Origin of the sequence: Klebsiella sp. D-Nf1 (genome assembly GCF_002810515.1) — a bacterium.
Taxonomy (GTDB): domain Bacteria; phylum Pseudomonadota; class Gammaproteobacteria; order Enterobacterales; family Enterobacteriaceae; genus Klebsiella; species Klebsiella variicola.
Window position 1 is genome coordinate 193,239 of record NZ_PIOK01000006.1, and the last position, 23,070, is coordinate 216,308.

The window sequence follows — 23,070 nt, forward strand, 5'->3', positions numbered from 1 at the left end:
CGCTAGCGCGCAAAAAGCGACGCTATCGGCCAACGCGTCATAAGGAAAAGCGATTGTGATACTCTCTTTTTTTTCACTGGCGCAGGATGGAATCATGAGTGGTTTAAAACAGGAGTTGGGGCTGGGACAGGGAGTCGGGTTGCTTTCCACCTCATTGCTGGGCACCGGCGTCTTTGCCGTTCCGGCGCTGGCGGCGCTGGTCGCTGGCGATAACAGTCTGTGGGCATGGCCGCTGCTCATTCTTCTTGTTTTCCCGATTGCCATCGTCTTTGCCCTGCTGGGCCGCCATTTTCCCAGCGCGGGCGGCGTGGCCCATTTTGTCGATATGGCGTTTGGCCCACGTCTGGCCAGCGTGACCGGTTGGTTGTTTTTATCGGTTATCCCGGTCGGACTCCCCGCCGCGCTACACATCGCCACCGGCTTTGGCCAGGCGCTGTTCGGCTGGCATGATGCGCAGCTACTGCTGGCGGAGCTGGGCACCCTGGCCATCGTCTGGTGGGTTGGTTCGCGTGGCGCCAGCTCCAGCGCCAACCTGCAGACGCTGGTTGCCATACTGATAGTGGCGCTGATCGCCGCCGTCTGGTGGCGCGGTGGAATAAGTCCGGCGCAGATCCCCTTCCCCGCCCTGACGGAGATCGACCGCGGCCAGCTCTTCTCCGCGCTGTCGGTCATGTTCTGGTGCTTCGTCGGCCTGGAAGCTTTTGCCCACCTGGCCTCGGAATTCAAGCATCCCGAGCGCGATTTTCCCCGCGCGCTGATGATAGGCCTGCTGCTTGCCGGCTCGGTCTACTGGGCCTGTACCGTGCTGGTGTTGCACTTCCACGCCTTTGGCGAGGAGATGGCGGCGGCCGCGTCACTACCGAACATCGTTGTCCGTCTGTTCGGCGTCGAAGCGCTGTGGGTGGCCTGCGTCATCGGCTATCTCGCCTGTTTCGCCAGCCTCAACATCTATATTCAAAGCTTCGCCCGCCTGGTCTGGTCGCAGGCGCAGCATAAGCCACAGAGCTACCTCGCACGGCTGTCGCCGCGGCAGATCCCGCGCAATGCCCTCAACGCCGTGCTGGGCTCCTGCGTAGTCAGCACCTTGTGTATCTATTTGCTCGATATCAATCTGGACGCGCTGATCGTCTATGCCAACGGCATTTTCATCATGATCTATCTGCTGTGCATGCTGGCGGGATGTCGTTTGCTGCGCGGGCGCTATAGGCTATTGGCGGTGGTGGGCAGCATTCTTTGTCTGCTGCTGCTGGCGATGGTCGGCTGGAAGAGTCTGTACGCGCTGGTGATGCTGGCGGGGCTGTGGCTGTTTTTACCCAGGCGCAAGCTGGCGACAGGCAGCGTGTAAGCCAGGAAAGAAAGCGGCCCGGTCGCATCTGCTGACCGGGCCGGGCGTGTATTAATCGCGGCGATCGTCCTTATGGTCCAGACGGTCGCGCTGTTCATCCTTGCGCTGGAATTCCCCTTCGAAGGTCTCTCCAGCGCCAGTTCCGGCGCTAAAGCCGCCGCCCGGCATCCGACTGAAGCGCAGATGCGGCATCAGCTTCATCGTCAGGTGCTTCTGCACCGGAGGCAGCAACAGCAGCAGGCCGAGGAAGTCGGTAAAGAACCCCGGGAGCAACAGCAGCAGACCGGCGATAATCAGTGAAACGCTCTTGATCATCTCCGCCGCCGGGCTCTCGCCCGCGGCCATCTTCTGCTGCATCAGCAGGAAGTTTTTGAAACCCTGGTTACGCACCAGCGACATCCCCACCACCGAGCTAAAGATCACCAGGATCAGCGTCATAAAGACGCCCAGCACGTGCGCTACCTGGATAAAGATCGATATCTCAATGTAAACGTAAAGAAAAAAGGCAATAAACGGAATCCAACGCACCGGCGTCTCCTTCATCAACGGGCGCTGCGTTCAGCGCCCGTAGTCATCAATTTGCTGATCGCATCCCACTAAGATGGGGATGCTGCGCGGCTTTTCAATCAGCGGAAATGCTTATTTTTTCCAGGAATAGGAAAGCGGTGACCCATTTCACAGATTAATAAATCTTATCCCGCCCACGACGTAATAAGTGATCAAGCTTACTGATATTCGCTATCATCAGCATATGATCTTGGGCACCAGGCCGGTTAAGGAAATAATCGTCGGCCAGAAAATATACTGAATCCTGGATATTCTGTGTATTTGGTGAATTCATTGGCAGCTTGAAAAGAAGGTTCACATGTTAAACAACATTCGTATCGAAGAAGATCTGTTGGGCACCAGGGAAGTTCCCGCGGACGCTTACTACGGCGTTCATACTCTGCGAGCGATTGAAAACTTCTACATTAGCAACAGCAAAATCAGCGACATACCAGAATTCGTGCGCGGCATGGTGATGGTGAAGAAAGCCGCCGCGCTGGCGAACAAGGAGCTGCAGACCATTCCCAAAAGCGCGGCAAATGCGATTATCGCCGCCTGTGACGAAGTCCTGAATAACGGCAAATGCATGGACCAGTTCCCGGTCGATGTCTTCCAGGGCGGGGCCGGCACCTCCGTAAACATGAACACCAACGAAGTCCTGGCGAACATCGGCCTTGAGCTGATGGGCCATCAGAAAGGCGAATACCAGTACCTGAACCCAAACGATCACGTCAACAAATGCCAGTCCACCAACGATGCCTACCCGACCGGGTTCCGCATCGCGGTGTATGCCTCCATCCTGAAGTTAATCGATGCGATTAAACAGCTGGGTGAAGGCTTCCAGGCGAAAGCCGTGGAGTTCCAGGACATCCTCAAAATGGGGCGCACCCAGCTGCAGGACGCGGTGCCGATGACCCTCGGCCAGGAGTTCCATGCCTTCAATGTGCTGCTTAATGAAGAGACCAAAAGCATTCTGCGCACCGCGGAGCTGCTGCTGGAGGTGAACCTCGGCGCAACCGCCATCGGTACACGCCTCAACACCCCGGACGGCTATCAACAGCTGGCGGTGCAGAAGCTGGCGGAAGTGAGCAACTTACCGGTCGTCCCGGCGGAAGATCTGATTGAAGCCACCTCGGACTGCGGGGCGTACGTCATGGTTCACAGCTCGCTGAAACGACTGGCGGTGAAACTGTCCAAGATCTGTAACGACCTGCGCCTGCTCTCTTCCGGTCCACGCGCGGGCCTCAACGAAATCAACCTGCCGGAGCTGCAGGCGGGTTCCTCTATTATGCCGGCGAAGGTTAACCCGGTAGTGCCGGAGGTGGTCAACCAGGTCTGCTTTAAAGTGATCGGCAACGACACCACGGTGACCATGGCCTCCGAAGCCGGGCAGTTGCAGCTGAACGTGATGGAGCCGGTGATCGGCCAGGCGATGTTCGAATCCATACATGTCCTGACCAACGCCTGCTACAACCTGCTGGAGAAATGCGTCAACGGCATCACCGCCAATAAAGCGGTATGTGAAGGCTACGTCTACAACTCCATCGGCATCGTCACCTACCTCAACCCGTTTATCGGCCACCACAATGGCGATATCGTCGGCAAGATCTGCGCCGAAACCGGCAAGAGCGTGCGGGAAGTGGTGCTGGAGCGTGGGCTGCTAACGGCGGCAGAGCTGGATGACATTTTCTCCGCACAAAACCTGATGCATCCTGCTTATAAAGCGAAGCGTTATACCGATGAAAGCGAACAGTAGTCTTTCTGGGTAGTGATTCAAAGGCATGTCAGCGATGACATGCCTTTTTGCTTTTTAGTTTTACTAAAATACAACAATCCAATATCAACTTGTTAAAAAACAAGGAAGGCATATATGTTTGGTGCAGAACTGGTTATTGTCCTGCTGGCGATTTATCTCGGCGCCAGGCTCGGCGGCATTGGTATCGGCTTTGCCGGTGGCCTTGGCGTCCTTGTCCTGACGCTTATTTTTCAAATTAAACCGGGTGCGATACCCTTCGACGTTATTGAAATCATCATGGCGGTCATCGCCGCTATCGCCGCCATGCAGGTCGCAGGCGGGATGGATTACCTGGTCAGCCTCGCCGAACGGATGCTGCGCCGCCACCCGAAGTACATTACCTTCCTTGCCCCGCTGGTGACCTGGTTTATGACCGTACTCGCTGGCACCGGCCATACCGCCTTCTCCACGCTGCCGGTGATCACCGAAGTGGCCAAAGAGCAAGGCATTCGCCCATCTCGTCCGCTGTCGATTGCGGTCGTGGCCTCTCAGATAGCGATCACCGCCTCACCTATCTCCGCCGCGGTGGTGTTCTTTGCCGGGATCCTTGAGCCGCTGGGCGTTAGCTACCTGACGCTGCTGGCCATCTGTATTCCGGTCACCCTGCTGGCGGTAATGCTCACCGCGATTGTTTGCAACTTCCTCGGCTGCGAACTGAAAGACGATCCCATTTACCAGGAGCGGCTGGCCAAGGGTGAAGTCAGACTGCGCGGCAGCCAGGTGTTTGAGCTGAAGCCGCACGCCAAACGTTCCGTTCTGCTGTTTCTGATCGGCATCGTGGCGGTGATGTTCTACGCCACGGCCATCAGCGATACCGTCGGCCTGATCAAGAACCCGGTGCTACCGCGTAACGAAGCGATCGTGGTGTTTATGCTGACCATCGCCACCCTGATTAGCATCACCTGTAAAATCGACACTGGCGAAGTGCTCAACGCCAGCACCTTTAAGTCCGGGATGAGCGCCTGCGTCTGCGTGCTCGGTGTCGCCTGGCTGGGCGATACCTTCGTTAAAGCACATATCAGCGACATCCAGGCCGTGGCCGGCGACCTGCTGCACAATTACCCATGGCTGCTGGCGGTGGTGCTGTTCTTCGCCGCCACGCTGCTCTACTCGCAGGCCGCCACCACCAAGGCGCTGATGCCCGCCGCGCTGCTGCTCGGCGTCAGCCCGCTGACGGCAATCGCCTCGTTTGCCGCCGTCTCGGCGCTGTTCGTGCTGCCAACCTATCCGACCCTGCTGGCGGCGGTGGAGATGGACGACACCGGCTCGACGCGCATCGGCAAATACGTTTTTAACCACGCCTTCCTGGTCCCTGGCGTTATCGCTATCACGCTGTGCGTGATCCTGGGCTTCATCTTCGGCGGGATTATGCTGTAAATCCCCCTGGCAACGGGCCCACCGTGCGCCCGTTGCCAGCTTCCGCCCCTTTCCCGCTCGTGACGCTAATATCCCCGCATCTTGCGTGTTATAGTGCCTCTTTTCGCTGATACGAGGTTCATGATGACTACGCCTGATGCTGTTGTTGTTCTCTGTACCGCGCCGGACGAAGCGACCGCCCAGGATCTGGCGGCAAAAGCCCTGGCGGACAAGCTTGCCGCCTGCGCCACGCTGCTGCCGGGCGCCACCTCGCTCTATTACTGGGAAGGGAAACTGGAGCAGGAGTATGAAGTTCAGATGCTGCTCAAAACCGACCTCGCCCATCAGCAGGCGCTGCTGGATTGCCTGAAGTCTCACCACCCGTATCAAACGCCTGAACTGCTGGTTCTGCCCGTCACTCATGGAGACAACGATTACCTCTCATGGCTTACCGCATCATTACGCTGATCCTGCTGCTGTGCAGCACGTCAGCCTCCGCCGGGTTATTCGACGCGCCAGGGCGCTCGAACTTCGTGCCTGCTGACCAGGCCTTCGCCTTTGACTTTCAGCAGCAACAGCACGATGTCAACCTGAGCTGGCAAATCAAGGATGGTTACTATCTTTATCGTCAACAGTTTACCTTCCGCGCCGCCGGGGCGACGATCGACGAACCGGCGCTCCCGGCGGGAGAGTGGCATCAAGATGAGTTTTACGGCAAAAGCGAGATTTTCCGCCAGCGCCTGACCGTGCCGATCTCAGTGAAGCAGGCGGAGAAAGGCGCCACCATCACCGTCACCTGGCAGGGCTGCGCCGATGCTGGATTCTGTTATCCACCGGAAACGAAGGTGGTCCCGCTGAGCGCCGTGCTGGCGGCTTCATCCGACGGTCAGGCAACCGCCATCGAGCCCGCGCCATCGGCGAGCAGCCGTCCGGCGTTCAACCCGCCGCTGCCGGTTGAGCCACGACCGGCCCCGGAGATCGCCACATCGTCTGCGCCAGCCACCGCGCTACCAGCGGACGCCCCTGCCCGCCTGCCCTTTACGGCGCTGTGGGCGCTGCTGATTGGTATTGGTATCGCCTTCACCCCCTGTGTGCTGCCGATGTACCCGCTGATTTCCGGCATCGTGCTGGGCGGCAAACAGCGGCTTTCCACCGCGCGCGCCCTGCTGCTGGCCTTTATTTACGTCCAGGGGATGGCCTTAACCTACACCGCGCTGGGGCTGGTGGTGGCCGCCGCCGGTCTGCAGTTCCAGGCGGCCCTGCAGCACCCGTATGTCCTGGCAGGACTGTCAGCGGTGTTTATTCTGCTGGCGCTTTCCATGTTCGGCCTGTTCACGCTCCAGCTGCCCTCGTCGCTCCAGACGCGGCTGGCGCTGCTCAGCAATAAGCGTCAGGGCGGCTCGCCCGGCGGGGTCTTTGCGATGGGCGCCATTGCCGGGCTGATCTGCTCCCCCTGCACCACCGCGCCGCTGAGCGCCATCCTGTTGTATATCGCCCAGAGCGGTAATCTGTGGCTGGGCGGCGGCACGCTGTACCTTTACGCGCTGGGCATGGGTCTGCCATTGATCCTCGTCACCGTGTTTGGCAACCGTCTGCTGCCGAAGAGCGGCCCGTGGATGAGCCATGTGAAGACTGCCTTCGGGTTTGTGATCCTTGCCCTGCCCGTCTTCCTGCTGGAGCGCATTGTCGGCGACCCGTGGGGATTGCGTCTGTGGTCAATGCTCGGTGTCGCCTTCTTCAGCTGGGCGTTTATCACCTCGCTGGGCGCTACCCGGCCGTGGATGCGGTTGGTGCAAATCATCCTGCTTGCTGCCGCGCTGGTCAGCGTGCGGCCCCTGCAGGACTGGGCATTTGGCGCCCCGGCAGTCGAGCAGCAGGCGCATCTGGCCTTCACCCGCGTCAGCTCGGTGGCCGAGCTTGACCAGGCGCTGGTCCAGGCAAAAGGCCAACCGGTGATGCTCGATCTTTACGCCGACTGGTGCGTGGCGTGCAAAGAGTTTGAAAAATACACCTTTAGCTCACCTGACGTGCAGCAGGCGCTCAAAGGTACCGTGTTATTGCAGGTTGATGTCACGAAGAACAGCCCGCAAGACGTCGCGCTGCTGAAACACCTGCAGGTGCTCGGTCTGCCGACGATCCTGTTCTTCAACGCTGAGGGTCAGGAACAGCCTGACCGGCGAGTCACCGGCTTTATGGATGCCGCGGCATTCAGCGCCCATTTGCGCGATTGGCAAGCGTGAGCGACACTTTAGGAGGAAAGATGGAGGAGAACACCGTGCTACGTGAAGACGTCCTGGCAGAAGCCATTAAAATTCTTGAAATTGAAGGTATCGCCAACACGTCGCTGGAGATGGTCGCTGAGCGCGTGTCCTGTCCGACGAGCGACCTGAAACGCTTCTGGCCCGATCGCGAAGCGCTGCTGTACGATGCGCTTCGCTATCTGAGCCAGCAGGTGGATGCCTGGCGTCGTCAGCTCCTGCTCGATGAAACCTTAGGCGCAGAGCAAAAGCTGCTGGCACGCTATGCGGCGCTCACCACCTGCGTCAGCAACCACCGCTACCCCGGCTGTCTGTTTATCGCCGCCTGCACCTTCTATCCCGATCCCCAGCACCCGATTCACCAGTTGGCGGAACAGCAGAAGCAGGCTTCGCTGGCCTACACTCACGAGCTGCTGACGCAGTTAGAGGTGGATGATCCGGAAATGGTCGCCAAACAGATGGAGCTGATTGTCGAGGGCTGCCTGAGCCGCCTGCTGATCAAGCGTAGCCAGACGGATGTGGACACCGCCCGGCGACTGGCTGAAGATATTCTGCGCTTCGCTCAGTGCCGTATGGGCGGCGCCTTAACCTGATTCTGATATCCTAACCGCCACGTCGCGCCTATAATTTCCCCCTCACTGATTGCTGACAGGGATTGATATGCGCGCGTTCTTCTGGGCTGCCTTGCTGGGCCTCTGCTCTACGTCATTGCTGGCGGCTCCCCTGCAAGGTTTTTCCTTTGCGCAAAAGGACTGGGAGCTCGCCTGCGATAACACCGGCACCTGCCGGGCGGCGGGCTATGGCGTCCGCATGGGCGAGGTCAGCGTGCTGTTAACCCGCAATGCGGGCAGTGAACAGCGCCTCGCCGCCACGGCCACCTTTGCGCAAATCGAGCACGATATCCCCGCCGACTCCACCGCCAGCCTGCTGATCGACGATCAGGATCTCGGCGCGCTGGACGCCCAGGACGACAGCCATTTCCGTCTGGACAGCGATCAGACTACCGCCCTGCTACAGGCATTGACGAATCAGCGCAAAATCGAATTCACCCTTAACGGCCAGCACCTGCCGCTTTCCAGCGCCGGCAGCCGCGAGGTGCTGGGTAAAATGGATGCGTTTCAGCGACGCACCGGCACCGCCGACGCGCTGCTGGATAAAGGCGATGCCGGCGACGATGCCATTTTGCCAGCCACTCCCGCCCCGGAGATTATCGCCGCCCCGGTGATCCATAACGCGCAGCCGGTGGCGCTGAGCATACTCCAGCGCCAGAAGCTGCTGCCCTCCCTGACGCCGCTGCTGAACCAGCGCTGTGACGACTGGCAGAACCCGGCCATCCCGGCGGCAGAGCGCCAGATCACGCTCACCGCGCTGGATAAAACCCATTCTCTGGTGCAGGCGCTCTGCTGGCGAGCGCCCTATAACGATGGCTATGCGCTGTGGCTGGTCGATAACGCCCAGCTGAACAAGCCACGGTTGCTGACCACCGAGGCCTCCAGCTACGCCAACGGTACTATCATCTTTTTGCGCAAAGAACGGGGCATTGCCGACTGCCTAACCGGCGAGACGCGCGTCTGGGAGGGTAAAACCTTTACCCCCAGCCTAAAGTACAGCACCGGTATGTGTCGGGAAATCACCCCCGGCGGCACCTGGATGTTACCGACCTTCGTCAGCCAGGTGATCCCCAGGCAGCAGAAAGAGGCGGATAACCTCGCCCTGCGAACGCTGTATAACGCAGTGCTGAAAGCGCAAAAAAGCGATCCAGAACTGGCGCTGAATAAGGTCGCCGAGCAGTTTCCGTTAACCGGCCATATTACCGACTTCACGCTCACTTACGCCGATGACACCCTGGTTTCGACCAGCAAACCCTCCCCGGATATCAGCGATGATGAATGGCAGGCGTTTCTGCGCTCCTCGATCAGCGCAGATTCAGAAAACGGTAAAGTCAGCTTTACCCTGATCGATCTCGATGGCGACGGCAAACGCGATCTGATCATCGACAGCTACGTGGGCGGCACCGGGCTCTTCAGCTACACCGGGGTGCTCCGGCGCGGCGATAATGACTTTGCCGCCGTCGACGGCAGCGACAGTGATAACGGCGATGATTTCGATGCCGGTGTGCCCGGCGCCCTCTTTTCCATCAATGGCCGCGGGGCTAACCAGTGGAACCACTGGGTCAAAATCAACGGCCAGGTGTATGCCCTGTGGTACAACGGCCAGTTTGGCGAAGATAATCTCTACCTGCTGCGCCCGTTCAGCACCGCGAGCCAGACGCCCGTGGTGACGGTTCGCTATCGCTATACGCTGAACAGCATACGCTCCCCGGAGAAAGACCAGCCGTTAACACCCCCCCTCAGCGACGGCGATAAAGCGGACCTGCTGCGTTCGCTGGAGGTCATGCAGGGCAGCCTGCTGAAAGACAAACCCGCCAGCGACAACGATGCGCCGATCTGCCCCATCCCACCGGGCACCTCCGCCGACGAGGCGGATAACTACTACAGCGGCGTCGCCGTCAACTATATCTATGAGACAGTGGCCTATATTCCGGTCTGGCTGAACGGGAAGTGTTATATCGGCACTATTTTCAGCCACCATGGCGCCTATCGCCACGGCGTGGATGCGGAAATTACGTTGAGCTCGCCGCGTGAGGATGAAGAGGTCATTGGCGATTATATTATCTCCGGGTTGCGCCACGTTATCGCCATTACCAGCGGCTGGAAAACCCGCGAGGGCGATAACGGCATGCAGTGAAGTTAAGCCAAAACGCGCCTTTGAACGCAGAATTGCCGCAAAGATAAGCAATCGATACGTAATTTAAGAAATTTGGTTGACGGGCTGGGCGGATTACGGTTTAATGCGCCCCGTTGCCCGGATAGCTCAGTCGGTAGAGCAGGGGATTGAAAATCCCCGTGTCCTTGGTTCGATTCCGAGTCCGGGCACCACTTATTCAGAGAACCCAGCCTATGGCTGGGTTTTTGCTTTTCTGCATCCGGACTCTCCATCGAACTCCACTCTATGACCCACTGCCCGGTGGCGCTGCGCTTGCACGGGCCTGCGCTGTTTGAGCCTGTGGGGGGACCCGTAGGCCGGATAAGGCATTTATGCCGCCATCCGGCACAACCGCGGGTACGGCGTCTGATGTGTATCGCCCGGCGGCGCTGCGCTTGCGCGGGCCTACGCTGTTTGAACCTGCGGGGGAACCCGTAGGCCGGATAAGGCATTTATGCCGCCATCCGGCACAACCGCGGGTACAGTGTCTGATGTGTATCGCCCGGCGGCGCTGCGCTTGCGCGGATCTGCGCTGTTTGAGCCTGCGGGGGGACCCGTAGGCCGGATAAGGCATTTATGCCGCCATCCGGCACAACCGTGGGTACGGCGTCTGATGTGTATCGCCCGGCGGCGCTGCGCTTGCGCGGGCCTACGCTGTTTGAACCTGTGGAGGACCCGTAGGCCGGATAAGGCATTTATGCCGCCATCCGGCACAACCGCGGGTACAGTGTCTGATGTGTATCGCCCGGCGGCGCTGCGCTTGCGCGGGCCTACGCTGTTTGAACCTGCGAGGGACCCGTAGGCCGGATAAGGCGAAGCCGTCAGGCAAACGCCATGAAGAAAGGTATATTACTCGGCGGCCGTTTTCCCTTTGCCGGGTAGCCTGAACGCTTCGCCATAGGGCTTCGCAATACCCATGCGATACTGCGTCTCTTTGGCCGCCTGGTGGAGGTCGGCAAACTCCTCTTTCGGCGCTGGCGGACGTTGCGCCTTTTTCAGACACTGATTACGGTGGTGACGGATCCACTCTCTGTCATCATCGTTCAGGCAGCGCTGCATCACCTCAATCCATCTGGATGCCGCCCGACGGTAGAGCCCACACGCCTCTAACCGTTCAGCAATACTGTCCCTTATTCTCATCCACCTCGCTCCTCTGATGCTTTCACGATATCCCATGGTATTCCGACACCTGAACCGGAATACCATGGTAGAGTTAATTTATGACAAAACTATTCCTGTGCAGCGCAAGGAATATATTCATTATAATAATCGCTGTGCATAGCAAACCGCATTCGCGGTAATTACTTCCAAAGAGCTCCGGAATTATATGTCGAATGCCGCCATGGATACCGGACGGTATCGACGGTTGTACCTATCAATAGCTATTTAATTTATTATATTTCCGTTATCCAATACCTTGCGATGTTATCCACTCTCTGTACAGCGAAGCCTCATGGCGAGCTACCGGCGTGCTCCAGCAGTTTATTTCTAAAGATAAATAAGCAAGCCTCATTGAAATTATCTAACCCCAGTCGCTCATAAAGCGCAGTGCGCTTCCGGTAAAGGCTTTTTACCGAGGTATTCAGATTCACCGCCACCTCCTCCATGGTCATACCCGCCCCAAGCAAACGAAGCATTAACTGTTCAGTCAAACTTAAGCGCAGATCGTCAAACCACTCTTTGGTCAGCCGCTTGCTCTTCATCTCCAGAAAAAGCCCAAATAATGTCGCCATATCGGCGGGTGATAATGACATGTTTAAAAACGATTTCAGACTCAGTAAATGCTCTTCCCGATGGCGCATGTCGAGGACAATACAACATATTCGCTTTCTGGATTGTGCCGCCTCCATCACCAGGTAATCGTAATGACAAAGCGGCGAACGGCTATCAACCAGCAGAGAGACCTCATCAACCTCATTATCTAAAATCGCTTTTCCGCTAGAATCTAACTGAATGATATCAGGAAAGAAATTCTTAACACCTTGAAAGAGATAGTAATCCTGGGTAACCAATATCATTGAAGTTGCCACAAATCGTCCCTTTAACATTTAATCAACAAATTCTCGTCAACCAGACGTTTTCCCTCCCCCTGTGAAACGCTTCGCATGGCGGTAAAAATAACGAGACCTGTGATTTATCATTAGCGCGGCATCTAAATCTGGCTGTGAAAAACCTCCTTGCGTTCTGACGGGAAATAAACAGATTAATTATAAATAAAAAAATCCCACAGAAAAGATGCTTTTTCTGCTATTGAGAATTTTTGTCAGAAATCATCTTAAATATCCACAAGAAAACATCACATACTCGCCAATATATCTTATTGCTCATTTTTGAAACAAAATTTCATCTACCGCTCTTTTTTATTTATTTCAGTTAGTTAAAGAACAGCCCCTCAACGCCAATGTTCGATCAAAGCCGATTTTACAGATTTATCTTAAAACGCAGTTCATCATTTACCCATATTTATCCGCTGCCATATCGGGTATAAATTATCCATCCAATTATCGACAGGAGATATGTTTATTACTTTGCAATAAGTCATTCACCCGCAGTGCCAGTCAGCTAAATGGGACCATCCTCATCCTTTAACTCACCGTCAAAGGACGGTCGTGTTGTGCAATGGATTCTTGATGAACATATGGCAAATAGAAATGGAAAGATCACCTTATTCAAATACGTTATTGTTTAATCGCAACACGAAACTCTCGCTGTCAATCGGCTTACTTTTGCTCTTCCCGGCGCTGGTTCAGGGAGCGGATTCGCTCTATGACCAGCAGATCCTGCAAGCGCGTCAAGGCCAGTATGCCCCCTTTCTCTCTTATCTTCAGCAGTACCAGCTGCGGCATGCCTTAACCCCTTCTCAAGTGGCGGACTGGCTGCAGGTAGCTCTCTGGGCCGGCCAGGACGATGAAGTGGTGAAAGTCTGGCGACGCTACCAGGTCTATATGCCGCTTCCCGCACGCGGCACCGCGGCGGCGGCGCAGGCCCTGCGCAACCAGAAACAGTGGCAAGCCTCGCTCACCCTCTGGCAGCAAGCCCTAAGCCAGGCACCCGACGACGATTATCGTATCGGCTATATCAAAACGCTGGCCGATGCCCGCAAGGACGGCGAGGCACTCAGTGAAGCGCGTCGCCTGGTGGCGGAGCAGGCGAGCACCGCGCACCTGCAAACGCTCTCATATGTCTACCTGCGGCTTGGCAAAAGCTGGGACCAGCTGCTGGTGGACACGCAGATCCTCGATCGTAAGCCGCAAAACAAAGCCGCGCTGACCAGCCTGATGGCGACCCTGACCCGCAACCGGATCGATTCCCCTGCTCTCGGCCTGGCGGATAGTGTCGAACTGACGCCTGCGGAAAAGCGCAATCTGCAGTTGAACGCCGCTGCCGAACTGGTGCGCCTTGCTGATACGCCTTCCCGCGAAGAAAACGCGCGTTACGCGCTGGCCCGCACGGCGCTAACGCAGTATGACGCGATGCTCGCCGCCTGGCACCCCGACCCACAGGCTGCGCCCGACATCATCCGGGCGCGCATTGATCGTCTTGGCGCCCTGTACGCTAATGCTGATTACGCGCAGGTCATCCGCGAATACCAAAATCTCATCGCGCAGCAGCAGACCGTTCCCGACTGGGCCATCGGCTGGGTCATCTCCTCTTATATCGCCCTTAAGCAAATTGAGCCTGCGCTGACGCTTATTCACCAGCATCCCTCGTGGCTAACGAGCCAACAGAATGAGGAACACGAGCTTTTCTACGCCCTGCTGGACACCGGTCAGTACCCGGCGGCGCAACAGTATGTCGCCCGCCTCACCCGGAATGCACCCTACATCCGTCGTCTCTACGGCTCGCCGACGCCGCAGCCGAATGACGACTGGCTCACCGCACAGTCGCTTAACGTGCACTATTTATCCGCCACCAACGCCCTGCCGCAGGCCGAATCCCGAATGCGGCGCCTGGCGGCGACGGCCCCCGGCAACCAGGGCCTGCAGATAGATTATGCCGCCCTTCTGCAGGACCGAGGATTGCCGCGAGCCGCCGAACACCAGCTAAAAGCAGCGGAATCTATGGATCCCACCAGCCTGCAGCTGGAGCGCCAGCAGGCCTGGGTCGCCCTCGATCTGCAGGAGTGGCGGCAAATGGAACTGCTGGCTGACGATGTCATCGCCCGCTCGCCACGAGATCTGAATACCCAACGCTTAGCCAGAGCCCGTGAGGTCCATCATCTTTCCGAACTTCGCCTGAGTGTTGGCAAAGGATTGCACTCCGATAACCCGGTCAGCGGCACGCACGACCTCAGTTTTGAGACGGCGATCTACAGTCCGCCGCTAGCCGACAGCTGGCGATTGTTCGGCGGGCACCGCTTCGCTGAAGGCAATTTTGAAGAGGGGAAAGGCAGCCGTTGCCAGCTATTTGCCGGCGTTGAATGGCGCCCGCGCGACTACTGGGGCGAGCTTGAGCTCTCCAGCGTCAATTTTCACGGCGAGAACAAGCCCGGCGTCCGCCTGTCCGCCGCCCACGACATCAACGATCGCTGGCAGCTGGGCGGCGAACTGGAGCGGATTTCGCAGCAGACCCCGCTGCGCGCGTTACGCAACGGCGTCAGCGCCAACCGCGGCGAAGGCTGGCTGCGCTGGTATCAAAACGAACGCCGGGAGTACCGCGTCAGCGTGGCCGCCAGCCGGTTTACCGACCACAACCGCCGCCAGGAGTACACCCTCTCCGGTAAAGAGCGCCTCTGGCAGACGCCATGGTTAACGCTGGATCTGCAGCCCGGTCTGTCGGCCAGCGCCAATAGCCGCACCGACACCGCCTACTACAGTCCGGCACGGGACCTCGCCGCCACCGCGGCGCTGGCCGTCGATCACACGCTTTACCAGCGCTATGACACCGTCTGGAGCCAGCAGCTGCTCGCCGGCGGCGGCAGCTACTGGCAAAAAAATCACGCCGCCGGCGCGATCACGGTGCTGGGTTATGGGCAGCGCCTGCGCTGGAACAACGTCGTCGACACCGGGGTGATGCTGAACTGGGACAAGCGCCCCTACGACGGTAAACGCGAAAACAACCTCGCCATCACTCTTGATGCAAATATACGGTTTTAAGGATGACCATGCGGAACACGACCCTGCGCAACGGCCTGATGCTTCTCGTCTGGCTGTGCCTTATCTTCAGCGTGCGTGCTGAGGAAGTCCCCTTCCTCGCCCCGCAGCAGCGCCCCCAACTGGAGGCCAATCAACCCTGGCCGGCGGATCGCTTTCTGGTGCTGGCCTACCATGACGTCGAAGACGACGCCGCCGACCAGCGTTATCTTTCAGTGCGCACCAGCGCGCTCAACGAGCAGATCGCCTGGCTGCTGCATCACGGCTACCATGCGGTGAGCGTCCAGGACATTCTTGACGCGCACCATGGCGTTAAGCCGCTGCCGGCCAAGGCTTTTCTTCTCAGCTTCGACGATGGCTATAGCAGCTTTTACACCCGCGTCTGGCCGCTGCTTAAAGCCTGGAATGTTCCGGCGCTCTGGGCGCCGGTGGGCAGCTGGGTGGACACTCCCGCCGGCCAGCCCGTTAATTTTGGCGGCCTGATGACGCCGCGCGATCGCTTCGCTACCTGGGAGATGGTGCGCGAGCTAAGCCGCTCGCCGCTGGTGGAAATCGGCGCGCACACCTGGGCCTCTCACTACGGCCTACCGGCCAATCCGCAGGGCAGCCGCGAGCCAGCCGCCGCCAACCGCGGCTGGGATAAAACCACCGGTCGTTATGAAAGCGACGCGCAATTTACCCGGCGGATGGCCGATGACGTGCAGAAAGTGACGGCGAAAATCCACGAGGTCACCGGGAAAGCACCGCGCGCCTGGGTGTGGCCCTATGGCGCCGCCAGCGGCAGTACCCTGGCTATCGCCAAACAGCAGGGCTATCAGCTGGCGTTTACGCTGAACGACGGCCTGGGCAACGTGAAGGACCTGGACAATATTCCGCGCCTGCTGATCGCCGGGAATCCGTCGATCAAGGCGTTTGCCAACGCCGTAACCCAGATCCAGGAAGCCGATCCTGTTCGGGTGATGCATGTGGATCTGGACTATGTCTATGATCCCAATCCCGTCCAGCAGGCGAAGAATATCGATAAGCTGGTGCAGCGCGTCTATGACATGAAAATCAGCCATGTCTTTCTGCAGGCCTTTTCCGACCCGCAGGGCGACGGCACGGTCAAGTCGCTCTATTTCCCTAACCGCTGGCTGCCGATGCGCGCCGACCTGTTTAACTTCGTCTCCTGGCAGTTGCAGACCCGCGGCGGGGTGAAGGTGTATGCCTGGATGCCGGTGCTGGCCTTCGATCTCTCGTCCGATCTGCCGCGCGTTCAGCGCTGGGATCCGCAAACCGGCAAGGCATTACTTGCCCGCCAGCCGTACGTTCGCCTGTCGCCCTGGGATCCCCGGGTTCGCCAGCAGATCACCGACATCTACGAAGATCTGGCCCGGCACGCCAGCTTCAGCGGGATTCTGTTTCACGATGACGCCGTGCTGACCGATTTTGAAGACGTGAGCCCGGAGGCGGTCGCCGCCTGGCGGCAGACGGGTCTGGGGCACGATGCCGGCCCGGTGCCCCAAAGCCCGCAAGAGCGCCAGGCATGGATGCGTTTCAAAAGCCAAACCCTGACCCGCTTCACTCTGGATCTACGCCAGGCGGTGCAGGCCATCCGCGGCCCGCAGGTGAAAACGGCGCGTAATCTCTTCGCCCTGCCGATCCTGGAGCCGCAGAGCGAAGCCTGGTTCGCGCAGAATCTGGATGATTTCCTTGCCGCCTATGACTGGACGGTACCCATGGCGATGCCGCTGATGGAGTCCGTACCGATTGACGCCAGCCAGCCCTGGCTGACGCGGCTGGTCCAGGCCGTCGCCAGCCACCCGGGCGCGCTGAAGAAAACCATCTTTGAACTGCAGGCCAGAGACTGGAACCGACGCCAGCAAAACGCCATTCCCGACCAGCAGCTGGCGGACTGGATGCGTTTGCTGCGGCTGAACGGCGTCAAAAATTACGGCTACTACCCTGACGATTTTATTAACAACCAGCCTGATATCTCCCATATCAGGCCGCAATTTTCTTCCTGGTGGTACCCTGACCATGACTGATCGCATCATCGCATTGTGCATTTTATGCCTCGTATTCGGGCTGCCGTTAGGTGTCGCAGCGGTATTTACCGGCGAGCTCATCCTCGACTTTGTCTTTTTCTGGCCGCTGTTTATGTCAGTGCTGTGGATCACCGGGGGCCTTTACTTCTGGTTTCAGCTGGAACGCCACTGGCCGTGGGGGGAGGATACCCCGCCGCCGACGCTGCCGGGCAATCCGCTGATTTCGATCCTGATCCCGTGTTTTAACGAGGAGAAAAACGCCCGGGAAACCATCAGCGCGGCGCTGGCCCAGCGTTACGCCAATCTCGAAGTGATCGCCATTAACGACGGCTCTTCGGACAACACCGCCCAGGTGCTCCAGCAGCTGGCGCAGGAGGAGCCGAGGCTGCGGGTGATCCACCTGGCCGCCAATCAGGGAAAAGCGGTAGCGCTCAAAGCAGGCGCCGCCGCCGCCCGCGGCGATCTGCTGGTCTGCATCGATGGCGACGCCCTGCTGGACCGGGATACCGCGGCCTGGCTGGTCGCGCCGTTGATCCACTATCCGCACGTCGGGGCGGTCACCGGCAACCCGCGGATCCGCACCCGATCCACGCTGATCGGTCGCATTCAGGTGGGAGAATTCTCGTCGATCATTGGGCTTATCAAGCGGACGCAGCGGATCTATGGCCGGGTCTTTACCGTCTCCGGTGTGATTGCCGCCTTCCGGCGCCAGGCGCTGGCGGACGTCGGCTACTGGAGCCCGGATATGATCACCGAAGATATTGATATCAGCTGGAAGCTTCAGCTCCGCCACTGGGACATCTTTTTCGAGCCGCGGGCGCTGTGCTGGATCCTGATGCCGGAGACCCTCAAAGGGTTATGGAAGCAGCGTCTGCGCTGGGCGCAGGGCGGCGCGGAGGTTTTTCTGGTCAACCTCCGTCGCCTGTTTCACTGGGAGCATCATCGGATGTGGCCGCTGTTTCTGGAGTATGCCTGCTCCACGCTGTGGGCCTTTGCCTACGCGGTTACCATTCTGCTGTTTATCCTCAGCCGCCTGATGCCGCTGCCTGACAATCTGGCGGTGCACAGCCTGTTTCCGCCGGAGTTCACCGGCATGCTGCTTGGCGTGATGTGCCTGCTGCAGTTCGTCGCCAGTCTGTATATCGAACGGCGCTATGAGAAAAAGGTCGCCAAATCGCTGTTCTGGGTGATCTGGTTCCCGATGGTTTACTGGATGATCGGCCTGCTAACCACGCTGGTCGCTTTTCCGAAAGTGATGGTGAAACGTCAACGTTCCCGCGCGCGCTGGGTGAGTCCGGACCGGGGAAAAGGAAGCCTGTGATGAATGAAAATACGCTCATCTTAACCGAACACCGTGTGCTGCCCCGGCTGGTCGACGCCGGTTTAACGCTGCTGGCCTGGCTCGGTTTTCTGTTCTTTCTGTACGCCAATTTGCTGATGCAGTTCATCGCGCCGCCCTCTCCGCGCTGGGAGTCGCTGATGGCTTCACTGAATACGGCGCTGGTGTATCTGCTGATTGCCGCGCTGAACGGCTGGCTGTTGATCCTCTGGTACCATTACAACCGGCGCCGCGCCCGCACCCGGCATCATACCACGGTGCTCACCCTGCAACATGATGAGCTGGCGAGCAGCTTTAACGTTGCGCCGCAAATTATCTCGGAGATGAGCCGCTATAATTTGCTCACCGTTTACCACGATCAAATCGGGCAGATTATTGATTTAAAAAGCCACGCGTTACCGCCGCCGCAGGAAGAGAGCGAGCGCGCATGAGAGCAAGGCCGCCGTCGGCGGCCTGGATAGGTAATAACGCCGGGGGATCAGCCGCCGGCTTTTTTGATGGCGGCTTCCAGCGAGGCCTGATCCGCCAGCCCCGGGAAGACGGTGATGCTGGCTTCCGTGGCGCCGGTGGTCGGCATCACGATCACGCCCGGCGTGCCGCTCAGACCAATCTCCTGCGCCAGGTCGTTAATGCTCTGCAGCACCGGTTCGACGTCGGTGGCCTTCTTCGCATCAAAGCCGGCTTTCTTCGCCTGCTGCTGGATATCCGCCGTCGTCAGCTTACCTTCGTTATGGCCGGTAGCGTAAATCCCGTTATGGTAGGCCAGATAGGCATCCGCCCCTTTCTGCTGATAGATCTGCAGGCCGGTTTTTGCCGCCTCCAGCGAGCTTTCCCAGCGGCCGCCGAAAATCGGCCACTCTTTAAAGGCGAAGCGGGTCTGCGGGTGCGCTTTAATCACCTGTTCCATCACTGGCGCCAGACGGCTGCAGTACACGCACTGGTAGTCGAAGAATTCGATCACCGTGACTTTGCCGTTGGCCGGGCCGTAGGTCGGGGTATTTTTATCCTGGGTCAATACAGCCGCGTTTTTCAGCACTGCCTGGGTGGCCGCGCTGGCCTGCTGTTCAGCCTGTATTTGCTGCAATTTCTGGCTCGCCTGCAGGAGGACTTCCGGGTGGGCGACCAGGTAGTCGGCGGCGATTTTGCCGATTTTCGCCTCCTGTTCCGGGGTGAAGGTCGCCGGCGCGTCAGCGGCAGAGGCCATCGCCGGCAGTAAGACAGCGCTCAGCAGGGCGACAGAGAGGTATTTCTTGTGGCCAGACATAGTGGGGATCCTTGCGATAAGTGAACGGCAGGTGAGTCTGGGTGACAAAATATCACCCTTTTTCGCCGAAGCCTTGCCCAACGGCGCGTTGATTCGTAACTTTATTTTTCAGGCTCGCTTTTCCCGCGCGACGGCGCGGGTCTGCGTCAGTGGTCAATGCGCCCCAGGCGGAGTACCCTGCGCAGCGGTTTTTCTTGCTCTTTTTCAGGTGGTTTCTCTCGAAATGAATGCATTACTCCAACAATGGGACATGGCGGTGATTATGCTGCAGATTGTCGCCATCGATTTACTGCTGGGCGGCGATAACGCCGTGGTGATCGCCATGGCCTGCCGCAAACTGCCGCCACAAAAACGCACCAAAGCGATCATCATCGGTACCGTGGGGGCGATCCTGGCGCGCGTGCTGTTGCTGGCAATCGCCCTGTATCTCCTGTCGCTACCGTGGCTGAAAATAGTCGGCGCGTTGCTCCTGCTGTGGATTGGCATGAAGCTGGTGAGTAATGAGGAGGAAGAGAGCGAGGTCGGCAGCTCCGCGAGCCTGTGGCGCACCGCGATCACCATCACCGTCGCCGATGTGATCATGTCGATGGATAACGTGCTGGCAGTCGCTGCGGCGGGGAAAGGGCACATTGCGCTGGTCGCCCTCGGCGTGGCGATCAGCATTCCGATTATCGTCGCGGGCAGCAAACTGGTCCTGGTCCTGCTCACCCGCTTTCCCGCCGTGGTGCTGTTGGGCGGAATGCTCATCGGCTGGATTGCCGGGTCGATGCTGGTCAGCGATCCCACCATTCAGCAGCTGTTTCCCGACGCCGGAGACGGCACCACACGCGTGGCCGGCGCCGTCGGCGCGCTGCTGGTGCTGTTTGAAGGATGGCGCCGTCGCCCACGCCCGCAGGCGAAAGACTAGCCTCGCCCATGACGCCGTTGACCCCGACGGCGTCAAGTTTCCGCCACTTTTCTTCCCCTTCAGGGCGCATTTGCCCTACGCTTTATACTGACGCCTGTTCCAGGGAATATGTAACCACCGCACTGAGCATAGATGAGATAAAATCATGGAATTGAAGGATTATTATGCCATTCTCGGGGTGCAACCAACCGACGATCTGAAAACCATCAAGACCGCCTACCGCCGCCTGGCACGCAAATATCACCCCGACGTCAGTAAAGAAAGCGATGCCGAAGCCAAATTCAAGGATCTCGCCGAAGCCTGGGAAGTCCTGAAAGATGAGCAGCGGCGCGCCGAATACGATCAGCTCTGGCAGCATCGCAACGATCCCGGCTTCGGTCGCCAGCAGCAGACACACGAGCAGAGCTACAGCCAGCAAGATTTCGACGACATCTTCTCCTCCATGTTTGGCCAGCAGGCGCATCAGCGTCGCCGTCAGCATGCCGCACGCGGCCACGATCTGGAGATCGAAGTGGCGGTGTTCCTTGAAGAGACGCTGGCCGAGCAGACCCGCACCATCAGCTATAACCTGCCGGTGTACAACGTGTTTGGCATGATCGAAAGTGAAACGCCGAAAACGCTGAATGTGAAGATCCCCGCCGGGGTAGTCGATGGTCAGCGTATCCGCCTGAAAGGCCAGGGGACGCCGGGCGAAAACGGCGGCCCGAACGGCGATCTGTGGCTGGTTATCCACATCGCCCCGCATCCGCTGTTCGACATCGTGGGCCATAACCTGGAGATCGTCCTGCCGCTGTCGCCATGGGAGGCGGCGCTGGGCGCGAAAGTGACGGTACCCACCCTGAAAGAGAGCATCCTGCTAACGGTGCCGCCGGGCAGTCAGGCAGGACAGCGCCTGCGCATCAAGGGCAAAGGGCTGGTGAGCAAAACCCACACTGGCGATTTGTTCGCCGTCATCAAAATTGTCATGCCGCCAAAACCAGATGAAAAAGCGCGTGAGCTCTGGCAACAATTGGCCGCCGCCGAAGCCAGCTTCGATCCGCGTAAGACATGGGGGAAAGCCTGATGGCTACAGTAACAGTGACGTTTACCATTACCGAATTGTGCCTGCGTACCGGGGTATCGGAAGAGGAGCTGGCGGAGATCGTCGGCTTAGGGATGATTGAACCGCACCAGCCGCAGGCGGAAACCTGGCTGTTCGACGACAGCGCGGTGACGATTGTCCATCGCGCGGTGCGCCTGCGTAACGAGCTGGAGCTGGACTGGCCGGGGATTGCAGTGGCGCTGACGCTGCTGGATGAGAACGCGCGGCTGACCCGCGAAAATCGCCTGCTGCAGCAGCGCCTGGCCCGCTTTTTAACCCACAGCTAAGCGGAATTTCCCGGGTCGCGGCGTTCCGCCTTACCCGGGCTACCGGACGGTGCAAACAGTAGCCCAGCTAAGCACAGCGCAAGCCGGGGAGTTCCCCGGGTCGCGGCGTTCCGCCTTACCCGGGCTACCGGACGGTGCAAACGGTAGCCCGGCTAAGCGCAGCGCAAGCCGGGGAGTTTCCCGGGTCGCGGCGTTCCGCCTTACCCGGGCTACCGGATGGTGCAAACGGTAGCCCGGCTAAGCGCAGCGCAAGCCGGGGAGTTTCCCGGGTCGCGGCGTTCCGCCTTACCCGGGCTACCGGACGGTGCAAACAGTAGCCCGGCTAAGCGCAGCGAAAGCCGGGGAGTTCCCCGGGTCGCGGCGTTCCGCCTTACCCGGGCTACCGGACGGTGCAAACGGTAGCCCGGCTAAGCACAGCGCAAGCCGGGAAGTTTCCCGGGTCGCGGCGTTCCGCCTTACCCGGGCTACCGGACGGTGCAAACAGTAGCCCGGCTAAGCGCAGCGAAAGCCGGGGAATTTCCCGGGTCGCGGCGTTCCGCCTTACCCGGGCTACCGGACGGTGTAAACAGTAGCCCGGCTAAGCGCAGCGCAAGCCGGGAAGTTTCCCGGATAGCGTAAACCGGGAATAGCGCTTAATCCGGTAACGAACCGGCGAGGTTACGCGCCGAAACGCTCTCGCTGACCGGTGCGGGCGGCTCCGGCGCCTTAACCGGAGCGGCCGCTGGCGCAGTTGCCGGGGCGGAAGAGGCCGGCTGGATCTCAAGGAACGAGGCCAGCATCTTACGCAGCGTTTCCGGTTTAGTGTCTTCCGCCAGCAGCGCCGCCAGCATTGACGGCAAGCGGCTATCGACTTCCCCTAACGCCAACCCCGCCAACAGCGCCGTACGCGACATATCGCCGCGGTCGCCGCGGTGATGGGCCTCAATTTTCGCGTCCGCAAAGCGCTCGCTGGCGCTGATATCCGGGCGCAGGTATATCAGAACCTTTCTGCGATCCAGAGTCATAG

19 protein-coding genes, 1 tRNA gene and 1 pseudogene are annotated in these 23,070 nt (G+C 59.1%); 16 read left to right on the top strand and 5 right to left on the bottom strand.

Annotated elements, in window-relative coordinates; translation table 11 throughout:
- The first annotated feature begins 94 nt into the window (after positions 1-94).
- Positions 95-1,345 carry an L-methionine/branched-chain amino acid transporter gene (gene yjeH, locus CWM54_RS21745; protein ID WP_061156056.1) on the top strand — a complete coding sequence of 417 codons (1,251 nt, stop codon included), beginning with the start codon at positions 95-97 and terminating at the stop codon, positions 1,343-1,345.
- A 51-nt stretch (positions 1,346-1,396) separates the two neighbouring features.
- Here the strand turns inward: yjeH and CWM54_RS21750 are convergent, their stop codons facing one another.
- Positions 1,397-1,873: an FxsA family protein gene (locus CWM54_RS21750; RefSeq protein WP_061156057.1), complete on the bottom strand. Its 477-nt coding sequence runs from the start codon at positions 1,871-1,873 to the stop codon at positions 1,397-1,399.
- 337 nt (positions 1,874-2,210) lie between these two features.
- Here CWM54_RS21750 and aspA point away from each other — a divergent pair, with 337 nt between their 5' ends.
- From aspA to CWM54_RS21790, 7 genes are all read left to right on the top strand, one after another.
- Complete coding sequence (aspA, locus tag CWM54_RS21760) at positions 2,211-3,647, top strand: aspartate ammonia-lyase (protein ID WP_100698468.1); 1,437 nt, start codon at positions 2,211-2,213, stop codon at positions 3,645-3,647.
- A 114-nt stretch (positions 3,648-3,761) separates the two neighbouring features.
- Positions 3,762-5,063, top strand: coding sequence for an anaerobic C4-dicarboxylate transporter (locus CWM54_RS21765; RefSeq protein WP_061156058.1), 1,302 nt, complete (start codon positions 3,762-3,764; stop codon positions 5,061-5,063).
- 123 nt (positions 5,064-5,186) lie between these two features.
- Positions 5,187-5,510 (top strand): divalent cation tolerance protein CutA, encoded by a 324-nt coding sequence (gene cutA / locus CWM54_RS21770; protein WP_061156059.1) that lies wholly within the window; start codon positions 5,187-5,189, stop codon positions 5,508-5,510.
- Positions 5,486-7,282, top strand: coding sequence for a protein-disulfide reductase DsbD (locus CWM54_RS21775; protein WP_100698470.1), 1,797 nt, complete (start codon positions 5,486-5,488; stop codon positions 7,280-7,282). Before cutA ends, CWM54_RS21775 begins: the two co-directional genes overlap by 25 nt.
- Positions 7,283-7,317: 35 nt before the next feature.
- Positions 7,318-7,893: a transcriptional regulator gene (locus CWM54_RS21780; protein WP_100681949.1), complete on the top strand. Its 576-nt coding sequence runs from the start codon at positions 7,318-7,320 to the stop codon at positions 7,891-7,893.
- A gap of 67 nt (positions 7,894-7,960) precedes the next feature.
- Positions 7,961-10,048, top strand: coding sequence for a DUF1176 domain-containing protein (locus CWM54_RS21785; RefSeq protein WP_100698472.1), 2,088 nt, complete (start codon positions 7,961-7,963; stop codon positions 10,046-10,048).
- 115 nt (positions 10,049-10,163) lie between these two features.
- A tRNA-Phe gene (locus CWM54_RS21790) sits at positions 10,164-10,239 on the top strand.
- Positions 10,240-10,915: 676 nt separating this feature from the next.
- Here CWM54_RS21790 and CWM54_RS21800 read toward each other — a convergent pair.
- Positions 10,916-11,272 carry a PerC family transcriptional regulator gene (locus CWM54_RS21800; RefSeq protein ID WP_319823395.1) on the bottom strand — a complete coding sequence of 119 codons (357 nt, stop codon included), beginning with the start codon at positions 11,270-11,272 and terminating at the stop codon, positions 10,916-10,918.
- Between the two features lie 128 nt (positions 11,273-11,400).
- On the opposite strand from CWM54_RS21800, the pseudogene CWM54_RS28795 reads away from it, so the two are divergent.
- Positions 11,401-11,520 (top strand): annotated as a pseudogene (locus CWM54_RS28795) (hypothetical protein); the annotation flags it as partial.
- Here CWM54_RS28795 and CWM54_RS21805 read toward each other — a convergent pair.
- Complete coding sequence (locus CWM54_RS21805; protein WP_100681941.1) at positions 11,518-12,084, bottom strand: helix-turn-helix transcriptional regulator; 567 nt, start codon at positions 12,082-12,084, stop codon at positions 11,518-11,520. The pseudogene CWM54_RS28795 and the gene CWM54_RS21805 sit on opposite strands and share 3 nt — an antisense overlap.
- A 633-nt stretch (positions 12,085-12,717) precedes the next feature.
- On the opposite strand from CWM54_RS21805, the gene pgaA reads away from it, so the two are divergent.
- Genes pgaA through pgaD form a run of 4 tightly spaced genes read left to right on the top strand, consistent with a single transcriptional unit; the run spans position 12,718 to position 18,956 of the window.
- Positions 12,718-15,162: a poly-beta-1,6 N-acetyl-D-glucosamine export porin PgaA gene (gene pgaA, locus CWM54_RS21810; RefSeq protein ID WP_165785952.1), complete on the top strand. Its 2,445-nt coding sequence runs from the start codon at positions 12,718-12,720 to the stop codon at positions 15,160-15,162.
- Between the two features lie 8 nt (positions 15,163-15,170).
- The gene (gene pgaB / locus CWM54_RS21815) at positions 15,171-17,186 is read left to right on the top strand and encodes a poly-beta-1,6-N-acetyl-D-glucosamine N-deacetylase PgaB (protein WP_100698478.1); all 2,016 of its coding nucleotides are present in this window, start codon (positions 15,171-15,173) and stop codon (positions 17,184-17,186) included.
- Entirely contained in the window at positions 17,179-18,507 is a 1,329-nt protein-coding gene (pgaC, locus tag CWM54_RS21820) for a poly-beta-1,6-N-acetyl-D-glucosamine synthase (RefSeq protein WP_008807230.1), read from the top strand. The genes pgaB and pgaC overlap by 8 nt, the downstream gene beginning before the upstream one ends.
- Positions 18,507-18,956, top strand: coding sequence for a poly-beta-1,6-N-acetyl-D-glucosamine biosynthesis protein PgaD (gene pgaD / locus CWM54_RS21825; RefSeq protein WP_061156065.1), 450 nt, complete (start codon positions 18,507-18,509; stop codon positions 18,954-18,956). The genes pgaC and pgaD overlap by 1 nt, the downstream gene beginning before the upstream one ends.
- 47 nt (positions 18,957-19,003) lie before the next feature.
- On the opposite strand, the gene CWM54_RS21830 is transcribed toward pgaD, so the two are convergent.
- Positions 19,004-19,789, bottom strand: a complete 786-nt coding sequence (locus CWM54_RS21830) for a DsbA family protein (protein ID WP_008807232.1) — start codon at positions 19,787-19,789, stop codon at positions 19,004-19,006.
- 223 nt (positions 19,790-20,012) lie between these two features.
- Between CWM54_RS21830 and CWM54_RS21840 the strand changes: the two genes are divergently transcribed.
- From CWM54_RS21840 to cbpM, 3 genes are all read left to right on the top strand, one after another.
- Positions 20,013-20,696 (top strand): TerC family protein, encoded by a 684-nt coding sequence (locus tag CWM54_RS21840; RefSeq protein ID WP_100698480.1) that lies wholly within the window; start codon positions 20,013-20,015, stop codon positions 20,694-20,696.
- Between the two features lie 145 nt (positions 20,697-20,841).
- Positions 20,842-21,759 (top strand): curved DNA-binding protein, encoded by a 918-nt coding sequence (gene cbpA, locus CWM54_RS21845; RefSeq protein ID WP_074387310.1) that lies wholly within the window; start codon positions 20,842-20,844, stop codon positions 21,757-21,759.
- Entirely contained in the window at positions 21,759-22,064 is a 306-nt protein-coding gene (gene cbpM, locus CWM54_RS21850; RefSeq protein ID WP_100681936.1) for a chaperone modulator CbpM, read from the top strand. Before cbpA ends, cbpM begins: the two co-directional genes overlap by 1 nt.
- A gap of 632 nt (positions 22,065-22,696) precedes the next feature.
- Here cbpM and CWM54_RS21855 read toward each other — a convergent pair.
- Positions 22,697-23,068, bottom strand: a complete 372-nt coding sequence (locus tag CWM54_RS21855) for a plasmid partitioning/stability family protein (protein WP_061156069.1) — start codon at positions 23,066-23,068, stop codon at positions 22,697-22,699.
- Positions 23,069-23,070: the final 2 nt, after the last annotated feature.